This is a genomic window from Streptomyces sp. NPDC006012 (assembly GCF_042871185.1).
Lineage (GTDB): Bacteria > Actinomycetota > Actinomycetes > Streptomycetales > Streptomycetaceae > Streptomyces.
Genome location: NZ_JBIAIE010000006.1, coordinates 51,442 through 72,525 on the forward strand (window position 1 = coordinate 51,442; position 21,084 = coordinate 72,525).

General features: G+C 72.1%; 17 protein-coding genes and 2 pseudogenes. 15 read left to right on the plus strand and 4 right to left on the minus strand.

The features are described from left to right. The first annotated feature begins 167 nt into the window (after positions 1-167). The 5 genes from ACFYPJ_RS13705 to ACFYPJ_RS13725 all read left to right on the plus strand — a co-directional run bounded on the left by ACFYPJ_RS13705 (position 168) and on the right by ACFYPJ_RS13725 (position 4,761). Positions 168-1,145, plus strand: coding sequence for an NADPH:quinone oxidoreductase family protein (locus ACFYPJ_RS13705; RefSeq protein ID WP_389015253.1), 978 nt, complete (start codon positions 168-170; stop codon positions 1,143-1,145). Then, positions 1,142-2,323 (plus strand): acyl-CoA dehydrogenase family protein, encoded by a 1,182-nt coding sequence (locus ACFYPJ_RS13710; RefSeq protein WP_389015256.1) that lies wholly within the window; start codon positions 1,142-1,144, stop codon positions 2,321-2,323. Before ACFYPJ_RS13705 ends, ACFYPJ_RS13710 begins: the two co-directional genes overlap by 4 nt. Beyond that, complete coding sequence (locus ACFYPJ_RS13715; protein ID WP_389015258.1) at positions 2,320-3,405, plus strand: acyl-CoA dehydrogenase family protein; 1,086 nt, start codon at positions 2,320-2,322, stop codon at positions 3,403-3,405. The genes ACFYPJ_RS13710 and ACFYPJ_RS13715 overlap by 4 nt, the downstream gene beginning before the upstream one ends. A 184-nt stretch (positions 3,406-3,589) precedes the next feature. Then, positions 3,590-4,453, plus strand: coding sequence for a phosphatidylinositol-specific phospholipase C/glycerophosphodiester phosphodiesterase family protein (locus ACFYPJ_RS13720; RefSeq protein ID WP_389015262.1), 864 nt, complete (start codon positions 3,590-3,592; stop codon positions 4,451-4,453). A 113-nt stretch (positions 4,454-4,566) separates the two neighbouring features. Then, positions 4,567-4,761 (plus strand): hypothetical protein, encoded by a 195-nt coding sequence (locus ACFYPJ_RS13725; RefSeq protein WP_389015265.1) that lies wholly within the window; start codon positions 4,567-4,569, stop codon positions 4,759-4,761. A gap of 27 nt (positions 4,762-4,788) precedes the next feature. Here the strand turns inward: ACFYPJ_RS13725 and ACFYPJ_RS13730 are convergent, their stop codons facing one another. Next, positions 4,789-6,027: a phosphodiester glycosidase family protein gene (locus ACFYPJ_RS13730; protein WP_389015268.1), complete on the minus strand. Its 1,239-nt coding sequence runs from the start codon at positions 6,025-6,027 to the stop codon at positions 4,789-4,791. Between the two features lie 80 nt (positions 6,028-6,107). After that, positions 6,108-6,467: a DUF779 domain-containing protein gene (locus ACFYPJ_RS13735; RefSeq protein WP_389015271.1), complete on the minus strand. Its 360-nt coding sequence runs from the start codon at positions 6,465-6,467 to the stop codon at positions 6,108-6,110. Between the two features lie 650 nt (positions 6,468-7,117). Between ACFYPJ_RS13735 and ACFYPJ_RS13740 the strand changes: the two are divergent. The 8 genes and pseudogenes from ACFYPJ_RS13740 to ACFYPJ_RS13775 all read left to right on the plus strand — a co-directional run. Further along, positions 7,118-8,009: pseudogene (locus tag ACFYPJ_RS13740) on the plus strand (SpoIIE family protein phosphatase); the annotation flags it as partial. A gap of 77 nt (positions 8,010-8,086) precedes the next feature. Continuing rightward, the gene (locus ACFYPJ_RS13745; RefSeq protein ID WP_389015274.1) at positions 8,087-10,558 is read left to right on the plus strand and encodes a SpoIIE family protein phosphatase; all 2,472 of its coding nucleotides are present in this window, start codon (positions 8,087-8,089) and stop codon (positions 10,556-10,558) included. A gap of 82 nt (positions 10,559-10,640) precedes the next feature. Next, positions 10,641-11,327 (plus strand): annotated as a pseudogene (locus ACFYPJ_RS13750) (SAM-dependent methyltransferase); the annotation flags it as partial. A 475-nt stretch (positions 11,328-11,802) separates the two neighbouring features. After that, on the plus strand, positions 11,803-13,551 hold the full coding sequence (locus tag ACFYPJ_RS13755) for an ATP-binding protein (protein WP_389015277.1): 1,749 nt from the start codon (positions 11,803-11,805) through the stop codon (positions 13,549-13,551). Positions 13,552-13,629: 78 nt separating this feature from the next. Beyond that, positions 13,630-14,088, plus strand: a complete 459-nt coding sequence (locus tag ACFYPJ_RS13760; protein WP_389015280.1) for a roadblock/LC7 domain-containing protein — start codon at positions 13,630-13,632, stop codon at positions 14,086-14,088. Continuing rightward, positions 14,085-14,441: a DUF742 domain-containing protein gene (locus ACFYPJ_RS13765; RefSeq protein ID WP_389015283.1), complete on the plus strand. Its 357-nt coding sequence runs from the start codon at positions 14,085-14,087 to the stop codon at positions 14,439-14,441. The genes ACFYPJ_RS13760 and ACFYPJ_RS13765 overlap by 4 nt, the downstream gene beginning before the upstream one ends. Further along, positions 14,422-15,039, plus strand: coding sequence for an ATP/GTP-binding protein (locus tag ACFYPJ_RS13770; protein ID WP_389015286.1), 618 nt, complete (start codon positions 14,422-14,424; stop codon positions 15,037-15,039). The genes ACFYPJ_RS13765 and ACFYPJ_RS13770 overlap by 20 nt, the downstream gene beginning before the upstream one ends. Continuing rightward, positions 15,036-16,292: a cytochrome P450 gene (locus tag ACFYPJ_RS13775; protein ID WP_389015289.1), complete on the plus strand. Its 1,257-nt coding sequence runs from the start codon at positions 15,036-15,038 to the stop codon at positions 16,290-16,292. Before ACFYPJ_RS13770 ends, ACFYPJ_RS13775 begins: the two co-directional genes overlap by 4 nt. Positions 16,293-16,365: 73 nt before the next feature. On the opposite strand, the gene ACFYPJ_RS13780 is transcribed toward ACFYPJ_RS13775, so the two are convergent. Further along, positions 16,366-17,592: a cytochrome P450 gene (locus ACFYPJ_RS13780; protein WP_389015292.1), complete on the minus strand. Its 1,227-nt coding sequence runs from the start codon at positions 17,590-17,592 to the stop codon at positions 16,366-16,368. Between the two features lie 310 nt (positions 17,593-17,902). Between ACFYPJ_RS13780 and ACFYPJ_RS13785 the strand changes: the two genes are divergently transcribed. Further along, positions 17,903-19,102, plus strand: coding sequence for a CaiB/BaiF CoA transferase family protein (locus ACFYPJ_RS13785; RefSeq protein ID WP_389015295.1), 1,200 nt, complete (start codon positions 17,903-17,905; stop codon positions 19,100-19,102). A gap of 169 nt (positions 19,103-19,271) precedes the next feature. On the opposite strand, the gene ACFYPJ_RS13790 is transcribed toward ACFYPJ_RS13785, so the two are convergent. Further along, on the minus strand, positions 19,272-20,027 hold the full coding sequence (locus ACFYPJ_RS13790) for an alpha/beta hydrolase (protein WP_389015298.1): 756 nt from the start codon (positions 20,025-20,027) through the stop codon (positions 19,272-19,274). A 311-nt stretch (positions 20,028-20,338) separates the two neighbouring features. Here ACFYPJ_RS13790 and ACFYPJ_RS13795 point away from each other — a divergent pair, with 311 nt between their 5' ends. Then, entirely contained in the window at positions 20,339-20,971 is a 633-nt protein-coding gene (locus ACFYPJ_RS13795; protein ID WP_389015300.1) for an XRE family transcriptional regulator, read from the plus strand. The last annotated feature ends 113 nt before the right edge of the window (positions 20,972-21,084 follow it).

Below are 21,084 nucleotides of genomic sequence, written 5' to 3' on the forward strand. Positions count from 1 at the left end.
GTACGGCTGCCGGAGCGTGCTCTCGGTACGGCTGCCGGGCTGTGCTTCCCGCAGTGCTGATGGCGGCTGGTTCCGGGCGGCTTGCGGCGACCGCTTCCAGCCGGGCAAGCGACTGCTTAGTATGTGATCGACCCCGGTTCCGGTGACGCAGCCCCGTGGAGGCCCGCATGCAGGCATGGCAGGTGCACGAGATCGGTGAACCGAGGGAGGCGATGCGGCTGACGGAGACGGAGCGGCCCACGCCCGGCGCGGGCCAGGTCCTGCTGCGGGTGCGCGCCGCGGGCGTCAACTTCCCGGACGCGCTGCTGTGCCGCGGCCAGTACCAGATCCGACCGCCGCTGCCGTTCACCCCGGGCGTGGAGATCTGTGGCGAGACCGCGGACGGCCGCCGGGTGATCGCCACCCCCGCGCTTCCGTACGGCGGCTTCGCCGAGTACGCCCTCGCCGACGCCGCCGCTCTGCTGCCCGCGCCCGACGCGCTGGACGACGCCGAGGCCGCCGTGCTGCACATCGGCTACCAGACCGGCTGGTTCGGCCTGCACCGCCGGGCCCGCCTCCAGGCCGGCGAGACCCTGCTCGTGCACGCCGCCGCGGGCGGCGTCGGCAGCGCCGCCGTACAACTCGGCAAGGCGGCCGGGGCCACGGTCATCGGCGTGGTGGGCGGCGCCGACAAGGCCGCCGTCGCCCGGGAACTGGGCTGCGACGTGGTCGTCGACCGGCGCGCCGAGGACGTCGTCGCCGCGGTGAAGCAGGCCACCGGCGGCCGGGGTGCCGACGTGGTCTACGACCCGGTCGGCGGGGACGCGTACACCCAGTCAGCCAAGACCGTCGCCTTCGAGGGCCGTATCGTCGTGGTCGGTTTCGCGAGCGGCACCGTTCCGAGTCCCGCGCTCAACCACGCCCTGGTGAAGAACTACTCGGTCCTCGGACTGCACTGGGGGCTGTACAACACCAAGAACCCCGAGCTGGTCCGGCACTGCCACGAACAGCTCACCGGTCTGGCCGCGCGGGGTGTGATCCGTCCGCTGGTGAGTGCGCGGGTGCCGCAGGAGGAGGCCGCGGCGGCCGTGCAGCGCGTCGCCGACGGGGTGACCACCGGCCGGATCGCCGTCGTACCGACACCGCGGAACGGAGCCGCCGCATGACCGACGCCGCACGACTGCGCCGCCGCACCCGCGAACTGCTGGCCGCACATCCACCCGCGAAAACCGCCCGCCTCGACTTCCTCAGGGCCCGCTTCGACGCGGGGCTGGCCTGGGTGCACTACCCGGAGAACCTCGGCGGCCTCGGCGCCCCGCGCTCCCTGCAGGCCGTCGTGGACGCCGAACTGGCTGCCGCGGGCGCCCCCGACAACGACCCGCGACGGATCGGCATCGGCCTCGGCATGGCGGCCCCCACGATCCTGCGCCACGGCACCGACGAGCAGCGGCGGCGCTATCTGCGCCCCCTGTGGACGGGCGAGGAGGTCTGGTGCCAGCTGTTCAGCGAGCCCGGAGCCGGCTCCGACCTGGCCGCGCTCGCCACCCGGGCCCGCCGCGAGGGGGACACCTGGGTGGTCGACGGGCAGAAGGTGTGGACGTCCAGCGCCCACCTCGCGCGCTGGGCCATCCTCATCGCCCGTACCGACCCGGACGTGCCCAAGCACCAGGGCATCACCTACTTCGTCTGCGACATGACCGACCCCGGCGTGGAGGTACGGCCGCTGCGCCAGATCACCGGCGAGGCCGAGTTCAACGAGGTCTTCCTCACCGGCGTGCGCATCCCCGACTCCTGCCGCGTCGGCGAGGCCGGCGACGGCTGGCGGGTCGCGCAGACCACGCTCATGAACGAACGCGTCTCCATCGGCGGCATGCGGCTGCCCCGGGAGGGCGGCATGATCGGCAAGGTCGCCGCGACCTGGCGGGAACGTCCCGAACTGCGCACCCACGACCTGCATCAGCGCCTGCTCGGACTCTGGGTCGAGTCCGAGGTGGCCCGCCTGACCGCCGAACGCCTGCGCCAGCAGCTCGCCGCGGGCCAGCCCGGCCCCGAGGGCTCCGGCATGAAGCTGGCGTTCGCCCGCCTCAACCAGGAGATCAGCGGACTTGAGGTGGAACTCCTCGGTGAGGAGGGGCTGTTGTACGACTACTGGAGCATGCGCCGGCCCGAACTCGTCGACTTCACGGGCCGCGAGGCCGGCTACCGCTATCTGCGGTCCAGGGGCAACAGCATCGAGGGCGGGACCAGCGAGATCCTGCTGAACATCGTCGCCGAGCGGGTCCTCGGCCTGCCCGTCGAGCCGCGCACCGACAAGGACGTCGCCTGGAAGGACCTGGCCCGATGAACACCGAGCCCGACCTGCTCCACTCGCCGGAGGAAGAGGCGTTGCGCGCCGCCGTCCGCGATCTGCTCACCGACCACTGCGACGTGGCGGGCGTCATCGCCCGGAGTGAGTCGGACACCCCGCACGACGTGAGGCTGTGGAAGTCCCTTGCGGGCGGAATGGGCATCGCGGGCCTGCTGGTGCCCGGGGAACTGGACGGCCAGGGCGCCACCCACCGGGAAGCGGCCGTCGTCCTGGAGGAGTTGGGCCGCGCCGTCGCCCCCGTGCCCTTCCTGACCAGTGCCGTGGTGGCCACCGAAGCACTGCTGGCCTGCGGCGCCGACGACCTGCTGGCCGCATGCGCGGCCGCGACGACGACCGGTGCGCTCGCGGTCGCCCTGCACACCGCGCCGGGCGCTCCCGTGCGGCGGGTACGTCTCGAAGGCGGGGCGCTGCACGGGGAACTGACCGGCATCGCGGACGCGGCCGTCGCCGACCTGCTGCTGGTACCCGCCGACGACGGCGGGCTGTACGCGGTCGACGCCGCCTCCGTGACCGTCGTACCGCAGGTGTCCCTGGACCTCACCCGGCCGGTGGCCCGCATCGTCCTCGACGGGGTGCGCGGCGCCCGCCGCCTGGGCGAGGCCGAACCCGCCGTACGACGCGCCCTGCGGACCGGCGCCGGACTGCTCGCCTCCGAACAACTCGGCCTCGCGGAATGGTCGTTGACCGAGACGGTCCGTCATCTGAAGGAACGCAAGCAGTTCAACCGGCCGGTCGGCGGATTCCAGGCGGTCAAGCACCGGCTCGCGCAGCTGTGGCTGCAGGTGGTCAGCCTCCGGGCCGCGGCACGGGCCGCCGCCGACGCGCTGGCCACCGGCACGGACGTGGACGTCGCGGTCGCCGTCGCCCAGGCGTACGCGGCACCGGTCGCCGTGCGCGCCGCGGAGGAGGCGCTGCAACTGCACGGCGGCATCGGCATGACCTGGGAGCACCCCGTCCACCTGTATCTCAAGCGGGCCAAGGCGGACTCCCTCGCCTTCGGCACGGCGGGCGCGCACCGCGCCGCGCTGGCCGAACTGGTCGACCTGCGCGCCCCCTGACCCGGCCCCGCCGCAACGCTGTCGACAGCCCGTCCCACCTGGGGCGGGCTGTCGCGTACCAGCCGCTCCGGCGAAATGAACGCACGGCGTCGGACCGGCCAACTCCCCGCACAGCCATGCCACTCGGGCAGCCCCGGCACGCATACTCCCTTCGGTCCCACCGGCCCTATCAGGGAGGCAGCGCATGGCCCTCACCACCCGCCGCAGAGCCCTCACCACCGTCGGCGCCGCCCTCGCGGGCGCCCTCGCCCTGCCCGCCGCGCAGGCGTCGGCGAGCCGCGGCCCGCGCGCCCCGCGCCCGCTGTGGCACGCCCACGCGCACAACGACTACGAGCATCAGCGCCCCCTCTTCGACGCCCTCGACCACCGCTTCGGCAGTGTCGAGGCCGACATCTTCCTCGTCGGCGACCAACTCCTCATCGGCCATGACGTGACCGACCTCGATCCGTCCCGCACCCTCGAATCCCTTTACCTCGGCCCGCTCGCCGCCCGGGTCGAGGCCAACCACGGCGCCGTGTACCGGGGAGCGCGCAGGCCCCTGCAACTCCTCATCGACATCAAGACCGAGGGCTCCTCCGCCTACCTCGAACTCGACCGCCACCTGCGCCGCTACAAGCACCTGTTCACCACGTACGCGCACGGGCGGGTGCATCCCGGACCGGTCACCGCCGTCATCTCCGGCGACCGCGCCGCCCGTATCCCGATGGAGGCGCAGACCGAGCGCCGTGCGTTCTACGACGGCCGGCTCAGCGACCTCGGCAGCGCGGCACCGGCCTCCTTCGTCCCGTTGATCAGCGACAACTGGACGGCCAACTTCAGCTGGCTGGGCGAGGGACCGTTCCCGGCCGCCGAGCGGCAGAAGCTGCGGGACATCGTGGGGACGGCGCACGCACGCGGGCAGCAGATCCGGTTCTGGGCCACCCCGGACGCGGCGGGCCCGGCGCGGGACGCGCTGTGGACCGAACTGCTCGCCGCGGGCGTCGACTACCTCAACACCGACGACCTCGCGGGGCTGGAGGCGTTCCTGGACGCCCACCCGTCGGCCTAGCGGAACCGCGAACACCACTCGATCGGAGGACACGTCAGCTGCCCGGACGAACCCTCCGCTACGCCACACTTGCGGCCGAACGCCGCGAACTGGCGTGGCGGAGGAGGTTCGCGATGGCCATTTCCATCTCTGTGGTGCTGCTGCTCCTGATCTGGGCCCTGGTCTTCCTGCGCAACGGCGCGCTGAAGATGTCCCACGCGCTGGTCTGCGTGCTGCTCGGGTTCTACATGGCCAGCACCAGCGTGGCCCCGACCATTCAGAGCGGGCTCACCGCGACCGCGGACCTGGTCAGCAGCCTGCGACCATGACCGGGGCGGACGGACGGGCCCATGTGCTCACGACGCCGTGAAGACCCCGATGCCGTTGGGCACCGGGCGCTCGGCCCCACCGCTCGGGTGGTTGCGCACCGTCACCGCGTGTGCGCCCGGCGCGCGGGTGACCAGCGTCGTCGAACCGCCGCCGTCCAGGCCGAAGGCGTCGACCGAGCCCAACGCGCGCAGCTCGTCCGCGACTTCGGCGACGGTCAGGCCGCCGCGGTAGGCGGGCGCACCGTCCACGGCGAGCAGCAGCAGCCGCCGTCCGCCGTCCGCGATGCCGACGGCGGTGCGCACCGCGGCGGTGGCGCCGTCGAGACCGGCCACCGGCCGGCCCGCGCGCAGCACCGGAACGCCGCCCAGGGCGAAGCGGTAGGGGGTCTTGGAGCCGGTGGCGGCCAGCCACTTCTGTACGGCCACCCGCTCGCCCACGGACAGCTTCCGCAACTGCTGCGCCCCCGCCTCCCGGCCCACCAGAACCGTGGTGCCCGCCGCGACGGTGCCGCGTCCCGGGGTGGCCGAGACGGACGCGACCCGGCCGCCGCGGACCGTCACCTCGTAGGTGTCCTTGCTGCACGCGGCGGCCCGGTCGGTGTCGGTGCCGCAGGTGGCGCGCAGCCGGGAGGCGCTGCCCCACTGCGCGGTGAACGCGCCCACGGAGTTCACCGGCAGCGCGTACTGGTTGAGACCGCCGAGCGGCAGCCGGCCGTCCGGCGTGCGGACGGAGCCGGCGAGCCGGAGCCGGTCCAGCCGGGCCCGCCGGTCGGTGCCCACGCCGAAGACCTCCTCGGTGGTCGTGCCCGGCGGCAGCGCCGGGCCGAACCGCTGACCGCGCGGTACCGCGGCCTTGAGGGGCCGGCCCTGCGCGATGACCGGACCCACGCTCGCGCCCGTCGCCTCGACGTCCGGGTGCTGGGCCTCGTCGATGTTGAAGAAGTCGCCGTTCACGCCCGCGACCGCGCCTGCCGAATCAGCGAGCGCGGAGACCGGGGAGCGGGCCGCGATCTTCCCCGGGTACAGCAGATCCACGCGTACGTGCGGGTTGGCCAGGTCGACGGAGACCAGGTGGACGTGTGTCGTTCCCTTGACCGCCGACAGGTCGAACTGCCGGTAGGTCACGCCCGCCGCGATGGTGGTGCCGGCCGCCGCGGCGGCGGCCTGGGCCGCCCCCGTCAGGGCCGCACCGGCCAGCACGCCGAACGCCGTGAGGACCGTGCATACCGCTCTGCCCGCCGTGATCCGCCCGTGCCGACGTGTCATTGTCGCCCCCGCCCCTGAAGTCCCTCAACCGCCGGTGATGTCAGGGGAAGTGCAGCAGACGCGGGTGTTCGCCGTGGTGGCTAGGCGTCGACCACACGCGAACGGGTGAGGAAACGTACGCCCTCGGGTGCTTCCAGGGAGAAGCCGCTGCCGCGTCCGGGGACGACGTCCACGATCAGCCGGGTGTGGCTCCACACCTCGTACTGGCTGCGCGACATCCAGAACGTGACCGGCTCGTCGACGCCCTCGACCTCAAGTTCGGCCAGCAGCACGTCCGAACCTCCGGTACGGAACTCTCCGTCCGGGTAGCACATGGGCGCGCTGCCGTCGCAGCAGCCGCCGGACTGATGGAACATCAGCGGGCCGTGCGCGGCGCGCAGCCGGCGGATCAGTTCGGCGGCCTGCGGGGTGAGTTCGACGCGCGGAATCTCCTGATACATGATCACCGTCCGGGTCGGGGCAGGGAAAGCTTCCAGTCTCACGGTTGGTCAGGTCGGCGTCCACCGGACCGCGTCGACCGGTCGCGTCGAACTCGCGTGCGGTGCCGTCGCCCCGTGGGTGGGGGAGGGGGCGCGGTCGCCGGGCGGCGTTCGGGGTGGCCGGCGGGGGCATGCAGGTCGAGCGGCCTGGCCCCGCGGCCTGGACGGGACCGGAAGCCGAGAGTGCGGAGTCGCTCACGTCGGGTGAGTGCGGCCCGGTGTCGATGGCGTGCCGCCCGACGCGGTCGGCTGCACGAGGACGAGCACGCCCGTTGCGAGGAGGCGGAAAGCGGCAGAGGACAGCAAGGAGCGGCGGCGTGGTCGCGACCGCGCCGGAGGGCGGAGGGATGCGGGTCCGGTGCGGGCGGAGAGACCATGGGAAAGGCCCCGCCGGCTGCGGCCCGGGGCCGGAAGCCGGACTCTGTGCAGCGCCCCGCTGCGGGACGGAGGGAGGACCGGGATGACTGCCGAACCCTTCCGGGCCGACGGCATCCTGCGGCAGGCCGGGTCGCGCGCGAGGTACGGCCTCCTCGACGTCCTCGGCGTCGCCGCGGTGGTGCTGGACTCCGACGGCCGGATCGTGTTCTGGAGCGCCCCGGCCCAGGAACTTCGACCGGCGTACGACCGGCCGTACCCCCGCCGACCCCGACCACGACCACGCCTGGTCCCTCTCGTACTTCCGGCGGCAGGTGCTCGGCGTCGCCGGTGCCGTCGTGGACATCACCGAGCGGCACCGTGCCGCGCAGGAGGCAGAGCGCGCCCGCAGGCGCCTCGCGCTGATCGCCGACGCCTCCGCCCGCATCGGCACCACCCTGGACGTGAACCAGACCGCCCGTGAACTCGCCGAGGTTGTGGTGCCTGAACTCGCCGACGTCGCGGTGGTCGACGTCCTCGACTCGGTCCTGTCCTGTCATTCCGCCGGGGCGGCCGGCGGTCCCGCGCTGCTGCGTTCCCTCGCCCTGGTCGCCGCCTGCCCGGGCTCCGCCACCCGGGCGGCCGTTCTGCCCGGGGAACCGGCCGCCTACGCGGCCGACCGGCTGCTCGCTGAGTGCGTCCACACCGCCCGCCCGGTCCTGGTGCCGCACGTGAGCGGCGCCGACCTCAGGCGCATCGCACGTCTACGACCCGGCCCGCGGCGAGTGCCACCTCGCCAACGCGGGACACCTGCCGCCCGTCCTGGTGCGCGGCGGCCGCCCCCCGGAACTGCTCGACCTGCCCACCGGTGTCCCGCTGGGCGTCGGCGGGGTCGCCTTCCTCAGTGGAACGATCGACCTCGACCCCGGTGACCTGCTCGTTCTCTATACCGACGGCCTGATCGAAACCCGCCACGACGCCCTCGACGACCGCCTGGACACCCTGCTCGGTCTCCTGGACGGCCCCACCCGGTCCCTGGAGGACACGTGTGACCGGCTGCTCGACGCGCTGCGCACTCCGGACGGCCGGGACGACGCCACCCTGCTCATCGCCCGGACGCTCGGCACCGGCCGTCAGGCCGACCGGTGACCGCCCCCGCCCGCGCCCCGGGCCTCGCACATCCGGCGCCCAGGAACGAACATATTGTCTTATAGAGGATGGGACATATGGGAACTGGGCAAAACGGATCCGACGCACCTCCGGCCACCGGACAGCGCGATCTGCTCGACATGCCCCACGACGCCGTCGCGGTGGTGTCCGCGCGGGGCATCGTGGTCAGCTGGACCTGCGGCGCACGGGCGCTCCTCGGCTATGCGGCCGAGGAGATCGTCGAACGCTCCGGCGCCCGTCTCCTGGTGCTGGCCGGGGACTCCCTGCGGCTGGCGGGCATCGTGGAGCGGTGCCGAGAAGGCAAGGGGTGGAGCGGCCTGATCGCGCTGCGGCACCGTGACGGCCGGCGCATCGAGGCCGATCTTCGGGTGTCGGCGTCGTTCGGGATCGGCGGCGAGGAATGCTTCCTGGTCTCGGCCCGCGAGCAGCTGCCGCAGTGGACGATGCGCCAGTCCGTCCTCGACGGCTTCCTCACCCGCTCCCCGATCGGCATGGCCGTGATGGACCCCCAGCTGCGCTACCTCTGGCTGAACGACACCCTGGAACAGTTCGGCGGGGTGCCCCGCGACCAGCGGCTGGGCAGGCGGCTCGGCGAGCTGCTGCCGGGTCTGCAGGCGGAGACCCTGGAAGCCCTGATGCGCAAGGTCATGGTGACCGGGATCCCGGTCACCGACTACGAGTACGAGGGCTGGAGCTGGGCCGATCCGCATCGCCGGCACGCCTACTCCTCGTCGTTCTTCCCGCTGGTCGACGCCCTCGGCGAGGTCGCCGGCATCTGCTACCTGGTCCTGGACATCACCGAGCGCTGGTACGCGCGCCGGCTCCTGGCGATGGTCAACGACGCCGGCAACCAGGTCGGCCGGACCCTGGACGTGATGCAGACCGCTCAGGAACTGGCGGAGTTCGCCGTACCCCGCTTCGCCGACTTCGCGGTCGTCGACCTGCTGGAGCCCGTACTGAGCCTGGAGGGTCACGGGGCGTGGCTGTCCGACGCCGGACCGGCCACCGCCCGGCTGGGGATGCGCCGGGCCGGCCTCAGCTCGGTGCGGGAGGGCTGCCCGGAATCGGTCGCGCAGATCGGCGAACGGGTGGATTTCATCCCGCCGCCGCACGACCTGAACCTGCTCGTCGACGGCGACCCGATCTTCACCCCCGTTCTCGACCCCTCCGACGAGCTGTGGGTGTCCGAGGAGCCCGTCCGCGCGGCCCGGATGCGCGAGTTCGGACTGCACTCCATGATCGCCGTGCCGATGCGCGCCCGGAACACCGTCCTCGGCCTCACCACGTTCGTGCGCTCGCTCAACCCGGTCCCCTTCCACCCCGACGACGTCCTGCTGGCCCGGGAGCTGGTCGCGCGGGCCGCGCTGTGCGTGGACAACGCCCGCCGCTACACGCGCGAGCACACGGCGGCGGTCACGCTCCAGCGCAGTCTGCTGCCGCACGCCCTGAGCGGCGGTACGGCCATGGAGGTCGCCTCCTCCTACCTGCCGGCCCACGCGACCGGCGGCGTCGGCGGCGACTGGTTCGACGTGATCCCCCTCTCCGGCGCCCGGGTGGGACTGGTCGTCGGGGACGTCGTCGGCCACGGCATCGCGGCGGCCGCGACCATGGGCCGGCTGCGCACCGCCGTGCAGACCCTCGCGGACATGGAGATGCCCCCCGACGAACTGCTGGCCCACCTGGACGACCTCGTGCTGCGGCTGAGCGAGGAGGAGCCGGACGGCGAGGCGGCCGACCAGACCGTCACGCCCTTCCTCGGGGCGACCTGCCTGTACGCCGTCTACGATCCGGTGACCCGGGTGTGCACGCTGGCCCGCGCCGGACATCCGCCCCCGGTGGTGATCTCGCCCGAAGGCCAGGTCATGTTCCCCGAACTGCCCGCCGGGCCGCCGCTCGGGCTTGGCGGGGTGGCCTTCGAGGCCACCGAGATCGAACTCGCCGAGAACAGTCTGCTCGGTCTCTACACCGACGGTCTGGTCGAGGGGGTCGACCGCGACATGGGCATGGGCATGGCCAGGCTGGGCCGGTTGCTGTCCCGGCGCGGGCCCGATCTCGAAACGCTGTGCGCCACCGCCGCGCAGCAGCTCGTCCCCAAGCCGCAACTCGACGACATCGCGCTGCTGCTGGCACGCACTCACGAGCTGGGCGCCGACCGCGTCGCCTCCTGGGACGTGCCCCTGGACCCGGCGGCCGTCGGTGAGCTGCGCAGCCGTGCGACCCGGAAGGTGATCGACTGGGGCTACGGGGAACTGGCCGTGACGACCGAACTCGTCGTCAGCGAGCTGGTCACCAACGCGATCCGCTACGGCTCACCGCCCCTGCGGCTGCGCCTGATCCGCGCCTCCCGGCTGACCTGCGAGGTCTCCGACGGCAGCAGCACCGCGCCGCGACTGCGGCACGCCCGCAGCACGGACGAGGGCGGCAGGGGCCTGTTCCTGGTGGCCCAGCTGGCCCATCGCTGGGGCGCCCGGTACACGACCGGCGGAAAGATCATCTGGGCCGAACAGGAGATTCCGCCGGAGCGCTGAGGCCACCGGAGGCCCTGCCGAACCCTCGTAGGACTGCCGGGAGTCGCAAAGGGGCCGCAAGGCCGAGGGGCCGCGAGACCACGCCGGCGACGCACTCGCCGCCGCGGCGCCCGAGGTGCGCGTCGGCGTACGGGCCAACCGGGCGTTTCTGCGCCGGGCCGTCCGGCACGTCGTCGGCAGCGGTGTCCGCCGGCTCCTCGACATCGGCACCGGCCTGCCCACCTCGCCGAACGTCCATGAAACGGCCCAGGACGTCGCGCCGGACGTCCGGGTCGCGGACGTCGACAACGATCCGATCGTGCACACGCATGCCGGCGCGCTGCTCAACCGCTCCGGTGAGACCAGCATCGCACTCGGGGACCTGCGCGACCCGTAGGCGATCGCGGACCACCCCGACGTCCGCCGGATCATCGGCTTCGACGAGCCCGTCGCCCTGCTCCTGGTCGCCGTCCTCCACTTCCTCACCGACGCCGAACGGCCCGGGGAGGCCGTCGCCGCTCTGCGCGACGTGCTGCCGGCCGGCAGCTACCTGGTGCTCTCGCACGCCACGGGCGACTTCGCCGACCGCAGCGCTGCCCAGGCCGTCTACAGCAAGGCCACCGCCACTCTCAACCTGCGCTCGCGCGCCGCGGTCGGGCAGTTCTTCGACGGCTTCGACCTGATCGAACCCGGGCTCGTCCAGGCCCCGTTCTGGCGCCCGGACACCCCGCCGCCGGCCGGCTCGGACGAGATCGGCTTCTACGGCGGTGTGGCCCGTAAGTCCGCCTGAACGACATGTGTGGGAAGGGCGTCCGCCGGGACCCCGCCCGGCCGGGCGCCCGTACGTGCGTTGCGCGGGTCGGCCCCGCCGTCGGGGATGTCGGTCCGTACTGCCGGCCGGTGAGCGGTTCTCGGCCATAATCGGCTGAAAGTAATGACCCCTCGGACAGGGGGATCGCCGAGGTTGACGGAAGATCCACCGAGCAACGCATGGCGATTACCTGCGGACTCAGGGCGATTGGGGCATCGCGCCGCGTCCGGCGACCGAAATCCTTATCACATCACTTGGTTCGCCTGGCCAAATCTCGACGAAGTTCGCTCCTGGGCGGAGTGTGCAGCTTGTCCGGCACGCGCGGTCCGAGGGATGACTAGCATGTGCCGGGTGCCGTCCGGACGGTTCCACTCCACCTGTGGAGACGTTCTGACCGCGGTCGATATGTGTCGATCGACCTTGCCCTGCTCTCAAGGACCAGAGGGACCGCGGAATGTCAGTGCCTGCTTCCCCCCGCCAGCCTCGGACAAAGGCGTCCCGCACTGCACGTGCCGTACCTCCGGCCGTGCTGCTGGCGACCGCCGCGGCGGCCGGCGGTGTCTCGGCGGCGGCACCCGAGCCCGCCCGGGCCTGGACGCTGGCGGTGGCCGGGGCCTCCTGGCTCTGCCTGGGCTGCGCCACCCTCGTGACGTCCCGGCTGGCAGGACGAGCCCGCCGCACGGCCGACCAGCAGGCGGCGCAGCTCAGCACCCTCAACGCACAGCTGGCCCAGCAGCACGCGGCCGCCCTGCACGTGGCGAACGTCGCCCTGCCGGCCGTGGTGAAACAACTGCACGACGGGGAAGGCGCCGACCTGGCGGTGGCCAACTCCGGGTCCGTCGCCGAACCGGAACTGCGGCGCATCGTGCAGTCATTCGCCACCCTCATGGAGGAATCCATTCAGCAGGCCGCTGCGGCCCGCACCGAAAGCCACGAGGCCGAGTGGGAACGGACCCTCGGCGCGGCGGAGCTGGAACGGCTGACGCAGCACACGCTGCCCACGGCGATCGCCCGGCTGCGCGAGGGCAGCTCCGCCGAGGTCGTCATGGCCGAACTGGACTGGCCGACCATCCCGTTGCTGCGTGCCCCCGTGGAGCTGTTCCTGCGGGAGATGGCCCTCAGCGAGCGGCGTGCCGCCGCCGCGCAGGCCGCCTCCGCCAAGGCCCTCAGCCGCGTCCAGGCCAAGGCCGTCAGCATGCTCGCCGACCTCCGGGAACTCCAGGAGCGGTACGGCGAAGAGGTCTTCGGCGATCTGCTGCGTCTCGACCACAGCACCTCCCAGCTGGGTCTCATGACCGACCGGCTGGCCCTGCTGATGGGCGGCCGGTCCAGCCGCGCCTGGAACAAGCCCATCGTGATGGAGAGCATCCTGCGCGGCGCGGTCGGCCGGATCGCCGCCTACCAGCGCGTCCGCATGCACTGCTCCACCCAGGCCGCGATCTCCGGTTACGCGGCCGAGGGCGTCATGCACCTGCTCGCCGAACTGATGGACAACGCCGCCAACTTCTCCCCGCCCATCGACGAGGTCCACGTCTACGTGGAGGAGCGCACCGCCGGAATCGTCGTGACCATCGAGGACAGCGGTCTGAAGATGGCCGACGCCGCGATGCGGCACGCCGAGCGGGCGGTGGCGGGGCAGATGACCGACCTCGCCTCGTTGCAGGGCACCCGCCTCGGTCTGGCCGTGGTCGGACGCCTGGCCGCCAAGTACCGCATCAGCGTCAACTACCGGCCGTCGTCGCGTGGCGGCACGGGCGTCGTCGTCCTGCTGCCGCCGCAGCTGCTCGCCCAGCAGCGCGACCCGGGCCCCGCCACCTCCGAGCTCCACACGGAAACGGTTGTCCCCGCCCAGGGACCCGTCCCGGCTCCGGAGACCGATCTGCTCACCGCCCTTTCCCTGCCGGACGTCCCGAGCGTGACCGAGCCGGCGCCCGAGCCGGACCTGACCCGCCGTACCGCCTCCACGGTCAACGGCCTCCCGGTGCGTGCCCCCGGCCGGACCATGGCCGAGGCCGAACTCGAACGCCGGCAGCGCAGGACCGGCGACGACACCTCCGGCCGCGAGGAGCCGCGCCCGGGCGGCAGCGGGGCGGCCCGGGACGCGGGCGCGCAGTTCGGCGCCTTCCACCGAGGGCGCCGGGCCGGCGCGGGCGAGGCGACCCCGTCCGTCGACACGGACTCGGAGCAGCCCGCTCCGGAGTAGCACCACGGCGTCCTCCCTATGACGCCCAGAGCCTTGGCATCCCCTGCCCCAAGATCGCGAGATTGGAGGAACGGGCCGGTGACCGGACAACCGGGCACCACCGTCCCATCACCTGCCATGCAGACCACCGACAACAGCCTCACCTGGCTTCTGCAGAACCTCCTGGAGCGCACTCCCGGGACCCGTCACTCCCTGGTGCTCTCCCGGGACGGCCTGAAGCTCTGCTGGACCGAGCACCTGACGCTGGACCAGGCCGACCAGCTCGCCGCCATCTGCTCGGGCATCCAGGCCCTCGCCCAGGGCGCGTCCGTGGAGTTCGGCAACGGCAGCGGCGGAGTCCGCCACTCCATGACCGAGTTCCACGGCGGCCTGCTGTTCATCGTGGAGGCGGGCGAGGGAGCCCACCTGGCCGTGGTGGCCGACGAGAACGCCGACCCGGGTGTGGTCGGCAACCAGATGACCGAGCTGGTCGAGCAGATCGGTGACCACCTGCGGGCCGAGCCCCGCAATCCGGTGGCGGGGAGTGCCACCTCGTGATGCGCAGGCCCGTGGACACCGGTGATCCCGATCGGCTCTACACGGTCACGGGCGGACGCAGCCGCGCCGACGACTCCTTCGACCTGGTCACCCTGGTGGTCAGCGAGTGCGAGCCGACCGCCGGCATGCAGTCGGAACACGTCAGGATCCTCGAACTGTGCCGGCACCCGACGGCCGTGGTCGAGATCTCCGCGGAGCTGAAACTCCCGATCACTGTGGTGCGCATCCTGCTCGGTGACCTGCTCGCCACCAGCCGGATCACCGCGCGCCACCCGCGCGCGGCACAATCCTTCGCCTCGCTTCCCGAAACCGCCCTTCTCAAGGAGGTGCTCGATGGGCTCCGCAATCTCTGAACTGCCTGCCACCCGCGCGCCCTTGGCCGATGCCGCCGAGACCGGACTGAAGATCGTCGTCGTGGGTGGCTTCGGTGTCGGCAAGACGACCTTGGTCCGCTCGGTGAGTGAGATCCGGCCGCTGAACACCGAGGAAGTGATGACGCAGGCCGGTGTCGGCGTCGACGAGCTCAGCGGGGTGCGGGCGAAGACCACGACCACCGTGGCCTTCGACTTCGGCCGGATCAGCCTCAACGACCGCATGGTGCTGTACTTGTTCGGCGCCCCGGGCCAGGAGCGCTTCTGGTTCCTGTGGGACCGCCTCTTCTCCGGCACGCTGGGGGCGGTCGTCCTGGTCGACACCCGGCGGATGAACGACTCCTGGTACGCGATAGACCGCCTGGAGCAGCACAAGACGCCGTTCGTGGTGGCCGTCAACCGCTTCGACGACGACCCCTCCAGATACTCCCTGGACGAGATACGGCAGGCGCTCGCCGTGCCCGAGCACGTACCGCTGATCGAATGCGACGCACGGGTGCGGGCATCGGGCAAGGACGTACTGATCACCCTCGTGGATCACCTCTACCAGATGGCCGCGGTCAAGGAGAGCGCATCGTGACCGACACCGGATCCGACCCCACACCACCCCCGGGCTGCCCCGCCCACCAGGGCGCGGTGCCGCTGGGCGGTCTGGAGTACCAGCAGACGCCGTCACAGCTGTACCGGAGTCTGCGCCGCGAGCACGGTGCCGTGGCGCCCGTGCTGCTGGACGGGGACGTACCGGCCTGGCTCGTCCTCGGCTACACCGAGGTCAGCTATGTGACCAGCCACGACGAGCTGTTCGCCCGGGACTCCCGGCGCTGGAACCAGTGGTCGGCCATTCCGCCGGACTGGCCGTTGCTGCCCTTCGTCGGCTACCAGCCCTCGGTGCTGTTCACCGAGGGCGTGGAGCACCGGCGCCGGGCCGGCGTGATCACCCAGGCGCTGGAGGGCGTCGACCAGTTCGAACTGGCCCGTGACTGCCAGGTCATCGCCGACCGGCTCATCGCCGATTTCGCCGGCAGCGGCCGGGCCGAGCTGATGAGCACCTACGCGCATGCCCTGCCGATGCGCGCGGCGGTGCAGATGTGCGGGATGCCGCACCAGGCCGCGGACACCCAGCACCTCGTCGAGGACCTGCGGATCTCGCTCGACGCCTCGGAGGGCGACGACCCGGTCGCCGCCTACACCCGCGTGGGCGAACGCATCCAGCGACTGGTCAAGGAGAAGCGGGACCGGCCGGGCCCGGACGTCACCTCTCGGATGATCCTCGACCCGGCGGGGCTGACCGACGAGGAGATCGTCCAGGACCTGATCTCCGTGATCGCAGCGGCCCAGCAGCCGACCGCCAACTGGATCGGCAACACGCTGCGGCTGCTGCTCACCGACGAGCGGTTCGCCCTGAACGTCTCCGGTGGCCGGCTCAGCGTCGGCGAGGCACTGAACGAGGTCCTCTGGCTGGACACGCCGACCCAGAACTTCATCGGCCGCTGGGCGGTGCGCGACACCCAGCTCGGCGGCCGGCAGATCCGTGCGGGCGACTGCGTCGTGCTGGGGCTGGCCGCGGCCAACACCGATCCGCAGATCTGGCCCGATTCGCACGTCGGCGCGGAGAACTCCGCCCATCTGTCGTTCAGCAACGGCGAGCACCGCTGCCCGTACCCGGCCCCGCTGCTCGCCGACGTCATCGCCCGTACGGCGGTCGAGACGCTGCTTGAGCGGCTGCCGGACCTGGTCCTGGCGGTGGAACCGGAGGAGCTGACCTGGCGCCCGTCCGTCTGGATGCGTGGTCTGACGACGCTGCCCGCGCTGTTCACCCCGGTCGTCCAGTAGCACGCGGGCGCCGCGGCGGACCGGGACGACGGCAGGTCGTGACCGGTCCGGCCGCGGGCCGCGGCGCGCTCTTTCAGACGGCGCTCGGTGTGAACCGCACCGGCAGCGACTGCGGGCCGCGGGTGAACACGCCCTGCTCCACCAGGTCGAAGCCGTCGGCCGGCCGGACGTCGGGCATCGCGTCGAGCAGTTGACCGACGCCGATCTCGACCTCGGCCTTCGCCAGCAGCGCGCCCACGCAGAAGTGCCGGCCGAGCGCGAAGGCGAGGTGGTCGGCCGCGGCGGAGAAGGCCGTCGTGGTGGTCAGGTCGTCCCGGAAGATGTCGAACCGGTCCGGGTCGCGGTAGCGGGTCTGGTCGCGGTTGGCGGCCCCGATCAGACAGGTGACGGTCGCGCCCGCCGGTATGGTGCCTCCGCTGAGGGCGACCTCGGTCGCCGACTGCCGCATGATCATGTGGACGGGCGGCGTGAAGCGCAGCGTCTCGGCGAAGGCGCGGGGGATGAGCCCGTGGTCCCGGCGGACGGCCTCCAACTGCTCCGGGTGCGCGAGCAGGTTGGCGAAGATGCTGGCTATGGCCTTGTCGGTGGTCTCGCCGCCCGCGGCGAGCAGCAGGCTGCAGAAGGCCTTGATGTCCTCGTCGCTCATCCGCACGCCGTCGACCTCGGCGGCGCAGAGCGCGGACAGCAGGTCGTCGCCCAGGTTCTCGCGCCGCTCCTGGATGATCGGGATCATGTATTCGGCGAATTCCACCCGGGTGCGCTCCCCGGCCGCCGCGACCTGTGGATCGCCGGACAGGTTGCCCAGGAAAGCGATCACCGAGGTGTACCAGCCGTGGAAGCGGTCGTGGTCGCCCTTGTCCAGACCCAGCATGTCCGCGATGACATTGACGGGGAACCGCGTCGCGTAGTCGTGGACCAGGTCCGCAAAGCCCCTGTCGCGGAAGGCGTCGATCAGTTCACGGGAGTTGCGCTCGATGACGGGCAGGAACTTCTCCTGCAGATCGCTGCCGCGGAAGGCCGGCGCGACCAGTGCCCGGCGTACCGAGTGCTCGCGACCGCTCAACTGCAGGATGGTCTTGCCGTGCACCGGCTCGATCTGCCAGTTGTAGTTGTCGGTGGTGAACTCGCTGTTCTTGTCCTTGAAGACGTGCTCGACGTCGTCGTAGCGCGAGATGATGTAGCTCTGTGTGACCTCGTGCCAGATGAGGGGAGCGCTCTCCCGCATCGCCCGGTAGGCCGGATAGGGGTTCGCGGCGAACTCGGGCGAGAGTATGTCAGGTACCTGCTGAGCGGTGGACATGGGGCTCCTAATGTGAGTCACAGCCTGCGGCACAAGGTTATTGATCAACTGTCAGCCCCGACAGCCGCGTCTGCGCCTACCGGTTTGAGACGCGGACACCCTTGGCTGAAACACGCCCATGACTCGCTGTGCCCGTGGTCCGGCAGTGCGGACGAAGGCCACCTCGGGCCGTGGCGACCACTGTTCCCTTAGGCTCGCACGACCACTCATGATGATGGCGACCATTCATGATGCTGGTGACCGCTCATGATTGGGACTGACAGCTCACGATCGTAGTCCGTGCCGGGAATCCGCTCCTGGAGGCCGCCGCATGATCGAATCCGTCGAAGACCTGCCCCTGACCGGCATCACCGTCGTGAGCGTCGAACAGGCGGTCGCGGCTCCCTTCGCCACCCGGCAGCTGGCCGACCTCGGCGCCCGGGTGATCAAGGTGGAGCGGCCGGACGGCGGTGACTTCGCCCGCCGGTACGACACGACCGTGCACGGTGAGTCCAGCTATTTCGTCTGGGTCAACCGCTCCAAGGAGTCGATCACACTCGACCTCGCGACCGACCGGGGAAAGGAGATCCTGAACCGGCTGCTCGCGGACGCCGACGTGTTCGTGCAGAACCTGGCGCCGGGCGCGGCCACCCGGCTGGGTTTCGGTACCCGAGCCCTCACGGAGCGCTTCCCGCGCCTGATCCCCTGCTCCGTCTCCGGTTACGGCACCAGCGGCCCCTGGGCCGACCGCAAGGCGTACGACCTGCTGGTGCAGTGCCAGACGGGCCTTGTCTCACTGACCGGCACACCCGAGGGCAGCGCCCGGACCGGCATCTCGGTAGCCGACATCGCCGCGGGGATGTACGCCTGCTCCGGCATCCTCACCGCACTGTTCGTCCGCGCCACCCGCGGCACGGTCCGGGCCGTCGAGGTCTCCCTGTTCGAGGCGCTGGCGGAGTGGATGAGCCAGCCCGCGTACTACACCCGCTACGGCGGCGGGCAGCCCCCGCGCCTCGGCACCCGGCACGCGACCATCGCCCCCTACGGCGCCTACCCGGCCGCCGACGGCAAGGAAGTCCTGTTCTCCGTCCAGAACGAACGCGAGTGGGTCGCGCTGTGCGAACGGTTCCTGGACCGCCCGGACCTCGTCGCGGATCCGCGCTTCGCCACCGGCCCGGACCGAGTGGCCCACCGCGAGGAGCTGGACACCTTGATCGCCGGGCGCTTCGGCGAGCTGGACAGCCGGGCGGCGATGGAACTGCTGGACGCGGCGGGCATCGCCAACGCCGGTGTCAACGACGTGACGGAGTTCCTGGCGCATCCCGTGCTGAGCGCCCGGCGGCGCTGGCGGAGCGTCGCGCTCCCGGGCGACCGGACGGTGTCCGCGCTGCTGCCACCCGTCGACCTCGCCGGAACCGTACCGCGCATGGACCCGGTCCCGGCCGTCGGCGAACACACCGACGCGATCCTGGCCGGACTGGGGTACGACGCGGAGGAGATCGAGCGGCTGAGGGCGGCGGGCGTCATCTGACCGTCCTTCCGTGCCCACGGATGGGACGGTCGAAGAGAAGCAGCGGTATCCGCCGCCCCGGCGTTCGGATGGCCACCGGTGAGGCCGGGGCGAGGACGGCGCGAGCCGGCTGGTCAGCCGCGCCGGCCTGGACACCGCGCCGCCCACGCCGTACGGCCGGACGGGCGGATCAGACGCCGGTGAGCAGGGCTTCGACGAACCGGCGCCGCGACGACTCCTCGCGGGCGAACCACCGTCCCAGGCTGTGGTCCGCCTCCGGAAGGACGAGCCGGGTGAACCGGGAGCGCTCCTGAAGCGCACCGGCGACGGCCTCGGTCACGGCAGGCGGGATGACCGCGTCCGTGCCGGGCGTCGCGAGTACGGCAGGAAGGGTCAGCCCGGCGAAGACACCGAGCGCGGGCGAATCCCGCCAGCTGTCAGGGGTCCGGATGACCTCGGTGAAACCCTTGCCGAACGGCAGCGGCCAGGCGGCCGAGGCGTACACCGCCGGGGCGCACAGCCCCACGGCCGCGACCCGGCCGCCGTAGTGGGCCGCGAGGTCGGCCACGGTCTGCCCGCTCATGCTGAAGCCGACCAGGACCAGCCCCCGGCCGTTCGGGACGTGCTGGTCGATCACGTCCCGGGCCTGGTGGAACCGACGGCGCAGGCTCAACTCCGGCAGCGTTCCCGTGCTTTCGCCGTGCCCGGAGAAGTCGAAGGCCAGTGCCTCGTGCCCGCGGGCGGCGGCCTCCGCCATCAGGCCGGTGAAACGCGCCTTGGCACTGGTGCCCGCGCCGTGCAGGAACACGACGGCCGGCCGGCCGTCCGCCGACGCGTCGGGGGCGGGAACGAGCCGTACGCAGCTGAGGAGTTCGCCGTCGCAGCGCACCGTGGAACGGCGCGGTGTGCCCTCGGTGGACGGCTCGGAACCGATCGCCTCTGCCATACCGCCCGGGGCCTCCCCATACCTTGACACCTCGACACGTTCACTGGGCCGCGTGGCCCAAGCTACCCGACCGGGGCCGCACGCTTGCCGGGCTCCTGGGCCGGCGTCAGGCGCCGCGGTGGACCGACCGGAACCGGCCAAGGATGTCCGAACGGGGCCTCACAGCACGTGTTTTGGCTGCTATTCTCCTCGCGAGTTGTCAATCAGACTTGCATATCAGGGCTGGAGTATTTGACATTTCTGAGGCAGGGCAGGCGCCTCCGAGGTGCCGGTCCCCACGGGTCGGCCTACGCGGCCGGGGAGAGTGCTCGGTGACAGCAGAAGACGCCTACGCACGGCTCGGGGAAACCCTGGAGCGGCTGGCGCACGCCGCCGGAGGATCCGGGCGACTGGCGGACGCCCTCGACGTCGACGACCTGTCCTTGCGCGCAGGCGTTCCCGAGGGGATCGTCCGGGCCCTGCTGGACGGCGGGCGGGCCGACGAGACGTCGGTGGCCGAACGGGTGCGACAACGGCTGGAACTCCTGCGCAGAACCCGGCGGCGGCCTGACGGAAGGCGCTACTCGGTCGAGGAGCTCGCCGCCAGCGCGGGTGTGTCACGCCAGACCATGAGCGACTGGCTCACCAAGGGGGTCCCCAGCCTGGAGTCGGCGGACAGGCTGCGTCGGTTCTTCGCGCAGCCGCCCGGGTTTCTGACCGCGGACGAGCCCGAAGCGCTGGACGAAGCACTGCAACCCGTACTGCGAGGTCTGGAGGCCGAGTCGGACCCCCTCGCCGCGCTGCGCACACCCGAGATCCTGCGCCTCGCCGCGCGGGCGCCCCACGTACTCCCGGACGCGCTGAGCAGCCTCAGCCGGTGGGCCGACATGATCACCCGCCCGGACGGCCCCGGTACCGGCCCCGGGTGCGAAGGCGGCGGACCGACCGGCGGAGACTGTCGATGAAGGCCGAGTTCACCAGAGCCCCGCGCACGGGCACGCCCGTCCGGCGGCGCGACGCCCGGCCCGGTTCACCGGGGCCCCGCACGTGCACGCGGCCGACCGCTGCGGGGAGTTGC

Excerpts from the sequence above, each read along its gene's own strand:
- ACFYPJ_RS13705 (WP_389015253.1), top strand. The coding sequence starts at position 168 with ATGCAGGCATGGCAGGTGCACGAGATCGGTGAACCGAGGGAGGCGATG.
- ACFYPJ_RS13710 (WP_389015256.1), top strand. The coding sequence starts at position 1,142 with ATGACCGACGCCGCACGACTGCGCCGCCGCACCCGCGAACTGCTGGCC.
- ACFYPJ_RS13715 (WP_389015258.1), top strand. The coding sequence starts at position 2,320 with ATGAACACCGAGCCCGACCTGCTCCACTCGCCGGAGGAAGAGGCGTTG.
- ACFYPJ_RS13720 (WP_389015262.1), top strand. The coding sequence starts at position 3,590 with ATGGCCCTCACCACCCGCCGCAGAGCCCTCACCACCGTCGGCGCCGCC.
- ACFYPJ_RS13725 (WP_389015265.1), top strand. The coding sequence starts at position 4,567 with ATGGCCATTTCCATCTCTGTGGTGCTGCTGCTCCTGATCTGGGCCCTG.
- ACFYPJ_RS13730 (WP_389015268.1), bottom strand. The coding sequence starts at position 6,027 with ATGACACGTCGGCACGGGCGGATCACGGCGGGCAGAGCGGTATGCACG.
- ACFYPJ_RS13735 (WP_389015271.1), bottom strand. The coding sequence starts at position 6,467 with ATGTATCAGGAGATTCCGCGCGTCGAACTCACCCCGCAGGCCGCCGAA.
- ACFYPJ_RS13745 (WP_389015274.1), top strand. The coding sequence starts at position 8,087 with ATGGGAACTGGGCAAAACGGATCCGACGCACCTCCGGCCACCGGACAG.
- ACFYPJ_RS13755 (WP_389015277.1), top strand. The coding sequence starts at position 11,803 with ATGTCAGTGCCTGCTTCCCCCCGCCAGCCTCGGACAAAGGCGTCCCGC.
- ACFYPJ_RS13770 (WP_389015286.1), top strand. The coding sequence starts at position 14,422 with ATGGGCTCCGCAATCTCTGAACTGCCTGCCACCCGCGCGCCCTTGGCC.
- ACFYPJ_RS13780 (WP_389015292.1), bottom strand. The coding sequence starts at position 17,592 with ATGTCCACCGCTCAGCAGGTACCTGACATACTCTCGCCCGAGTTCGCC.
- ACFYPJ_RS13785 (WP_389015295.1), top strand. The coding sequence starts at position 17,903 with ATGATCGAATCCGTCGAAGACCTGCCCCTGACCGGCATCACCGTCGTG.
- ACFYPJ_RS13790 (WP_389015298.1), bottom strand. The coding sequence starts at position 20,027 with ATGGCAGAGGCGATCGGTTCCGAGCCGTCCACCGAGGGCACACCGCGC.